This is a genomic window from Arthrobacter sp. Hiyo1, assembly GCF_001263615.2.
Lineage (GTDB): Bacteria > Actinomycetota > Actinomycetes > Actinomycetales > Micrococcaceae > Arthrobacter.
This window is the reverse complement of sequence record NZ_DF952468.1, coordinates 798,069-801,442: the sequence shown is the minus strand read 5'-3', so window position 1 is coordinate 801,442 and position 3,374 is coordinate 798,069. Positions and strand designations below refer to the sequence as shown.

Below are 3,374 nucleotides of genomic sequence, written 5' to 3'. Positions count from 1 at the left end.
GGACTCACGGTCGGAACGCGTGTTCGTGGCCCGCGGCAGCATGGCGTATTCGGCCGTGACCCAGCCGCGGCCTTCGCCCTTGAGCCAGCGCGGAACGCCCTCGGTCAGGGAAGCCGTGCACAGCACCCGGGTGTTGCCGAATTCGATCAGGGCCGAACCTTCGGCCTGCTTGGACCAACCGCGGGTGATGCTGATGGGACGGAGTTGATCGGGTGTGCGGCCGTCGGCACGGATGACGGGGACAGATGTGGCTTCGGAAGTCATACTGCAAGCTTAGCGATCCCCCGGCCTCCGCTGGACTGCGGGTTCAGACGGTGTAGTGGACTCCGGCAACCGCGACGGCGACATCGCCGGCGAACTCGGGCCGCGCCTCGGCCATGACCTTGCTCTGCGATGTCCAGACCGGGATGTGGGTCAAGAGGAGGCGTCGGGCTCCGGCGGCTGTCGCTGCCTGGCCCGCGCGCTTGCCGGTCAAGTGCACATCCTTGATGTCGTCGTCGCGCCCTTCTTCGAAGGCGGCCTCGCAGAGGAAGAGATCGGCGTTGCGGGCCGCGTCCTCAAGGCCCTGGCACGAGTCTGTGTCCCCCGAGTACGTGAGGACCCTGCTGACCGCTTTGCCTTCTTTGTCCGGCTCGGTGACCTCGACGCGCAAAGCGTAGGCCTCTTCCACCGGGTGGTTCACGGCATACGGGGTCACGATGAAGGGTCCGAGCTGCACGGATTGCCGTTCGCTCCAGTTGCTGAAGTCGAATTCCTCGTGCATTCCGGGTTCCAGCTCAAGGCCGTAGGCGGTGGCCATGCGGTCGGCCGTCGCGGCGGGCCCCCAGACTGGGATCCTGTCCCGTCCCCAACCGCCCGGCTTCCAGCGGACCGCTACGTGCAGTCCGCAGAGGTCCATGCAATGGTCCGGGTGCAGGTGGGTCAGGAAGATAGCGTCGATGTCTTCGAGGTCCGTGTACCGCTGGATGGCCCCGAGGGCACCGCTGCCGAGGTCCATGACGATCTTCCACTGGCGTTCACCGTCGTGCGCGGTCAGCAGATAGCACGACGCCGGAGAGCCGGGACCAGGGAAGGAACCCGTGCAGCCAACAATGGTCAGTTTCACTGGATGCGGCCTCCGCGGGCCGCGCCGAATTCGTTCACTGTGAAGGCTGCGGGGTCAACGAAATTGGACGTCCTCGCATGATGCCGCCCGCGCGGGCGGCCTCCAACATTTCCGGGGTGATGCGGGCGAGGCTCCCGGTCGGGTACTGGGCGGCCACATGGTCCACGTGGCGCACGGACAGGACCTCCGGGCCGAGGAAACGGCGCGCCAGGGTCTCAAACTGGACGGCGTCGCCGGTGGCCATGAAGTCGTGCCGGGGCAAGCGGCATCGGTCCGCTGGATCCCGTGGGTGGCCAAGCGCGGTAAACGTCTTTGGCGGTCTCTTCGGCACTCGACACAAGAGTGACGTCGTCCCCCATGACGTAGGAGATCACGCCAGTAAGCAAGGGATAGTGCGTGCAGCCGAGCACCACGGTGTCCACGCCGGCTTCCCTGAGCGGTTCCAGGTATTCGTGGGCCGCGGCCAGCAGCTCGGGGCCGGTCGTAATGCCGGCCTCCACGAAACTCACGAATTCGGGGCAGGCTACCGAGGTGATGCTGAGGTCCGGGGCTGCGGCAAAGGTGTCCTCGTAAGCGCGGGAACCCACTGTGGCCGATGTCCCGATCACGCCGATCCTGCCGGATCTCGTCGCGGCCACCGCCCGGCGGACTGCGGGTTGAATGACCTCGATGACGGGAATCCCGTAGCGGGCCGTGTAGCGTTCGCGGGCATCGCGCAAGACGGCGGCCGAGGCTGAGTTGCAGGCGATGGTCAGGAGTTTCACGCCGGAGTCCACGAGCTCGTCCATGACGCCGAGGGCATTGGCCCGGACTTCGGCGATGGGGAGCGGCCCGTAGGGTCCGTTGGCTGTGTCTCCCACGTAGATGATCGACTCATGGGGCAATTGGTCGATGATGGACCGTGCCACGGTGAGTCCGCCGACTCCGGAATCGAAGACACCGATGGGGCGTGATCCCAGCAAGGGGTTGGGTGCTGTGCTGTTCAGTGTTTCCGGCGTGCGCTGGGATTCCAACGCCGCTGCGGCGCTCTCCCCATCCGATACCGCGTCCGATGCTGAGTTCATGATTCTTAGAGAATAAGCCAAGGCATGTGCTGCAGCGACGACATGTGGCGGGGGCCTCGTGTCTGTTTTGTCACACGGACGCCCACAAGCCCCACTCAGGCTTCCGGTCCATCGAGGCCATCATGGCCTGGACCAACGATTCCTGGAGCCACGTGGTGAAGTTGTAGACGAGCGCCAGGTAGCTCTCCACGTCTTCGGCCTGGGACCAGTCCTGCATGGCATGGACATGGTCGGCATCCGCTTCGTCGCGGATATCGAGCGCTCCGCCAGCACCAAACGAACATCGTTGAGGGCCATGGACCAGAGCTTCGCCTCCTCCGGGGTGAGGACGAGTTCGTTGCGGTCCAGGCCCATGGCAGCGGCTCGAAGGGCGCCGATTTTTCCTTCCCGCAGCGAGCGCTCGGTGAGCTGGCGGAACTCGAGGGACGCGGCGTCGTCATTCTTCATGACGTTCGGCAAGAGCCGCAAAAGGGCGCGATCGGACGGTTCCTTGACGTTCATATCCAGGCCGATCAAAGCCGTCAGGGGATCTTCGTTGCTGGACAGCTCCGGTTCCAGCATCGAAATGACATCATCCACGAGTCCGCGCAGGAGTTCGCGCTCGGCGGGCTCAAGATAGCCGGTGATGCCCTTGAGTCCGTACTTGAAAGCCTTAGCCACGTGCGCCGCCCTTGCGTCCCCGGCCGTCGCCGCTGCTGCTTGCCTTTTCAACCGTTGCCCACAGACCGTAGCCGTGCATGGCAACCGCGTGCTGCTCCACTTGTTCCTTGCCTCCGTGCGCCACGATGGAACGGCCCTTCTTGTGGACCTCGAGCATGAGTTTGTTGGATTTGGCCTCGGAATAGCCGAAGTAGCTCTGGAACACGTAGCTCACATAGCTCATGAGATTGACGGGGTCGTTCCAGACCACCAGGTTCCAAGGGATATCAGCAGCACTGAGAAGGTCGGTGGAGGACTGCTCCGAGATGTCCGTCCGTTCTTCTCCCTTTAAGCCTGCGTCTGTCACTGTGCAGGTGGCTGCATAAATGCCGGGGGCGACGGTAGTGGTCATCTGTCCATTCTAATGGTGATGGATGGGCGAGCTAATGACGGGCCCACACCGCCGAGGGCCCTGCGTTGAGCGAAGCGAGACGTGGGAGGCGGTGGGTGGGCCCACACCGCCGAGGGCCCCGCGTTGAGCGAAGCGAGACGTGGGAGGCGGTGGG

The 3,374-nt window shown here is 64.5% G+C and carries 2 protein-coding genes and 3 pseudogenes; all 5 read right to left on the bottom strand.

Annotation, left to right across the window (positions count from 1 at the left end; translation table 11 throughout):
• A pseudogene (rph, locus tag AHiyo1_RS03490) lies at window positions 1-264 on the bottom strand (ribonuclease PH); the annotation flags it as partial.
• A gap of 43 nt (window positions 265-307) precedes the next feature.
• Window positions 308-1,105: an MBL fold metallo-hydrolase gene (locus tag AHiyo1_RS03485; RefSeq protein ID WP_059387624.1), complete on the bottom strand. Its 798-nt coding sequence runs from the start codon at window positions 1,103-1,105 to the stop codon at window positions 308-310.
• Window positions 1,102-2,169: pseudogene (gene murI, locus AHiyo1_RS03480) on the bottom strand (glutamate racemase). Before murI ends, AHiyo1_RS03485 begins: the two are co-directional and overlap by 4 nt.
• Window positions 2,170-2,239: 70 nt before the next feature.
• Window positions 2,240-2,829 (bottom strand): annotated as a pseudogene (locus tag AHiyo1_RS03475) (DUF2017 domain-containing protein).
• Window positions 2,822-3,220, bottom strand: coding sequence for an ATP-dependent Clp protease adapter ClpS (gene clpS / locus AHiyo1_RS03470; protein WP_059387623.1), 399 nt, complete (start codon window positions 3,218-3,220; stop codon window positions 2,822-2,824). Before clpS ends, AHiyo1_RS03475 begins: the two are co-directional and overlap by 8 nt.
• Window positions 3,221-3,374: the final 154 nt, after the last annotated feature.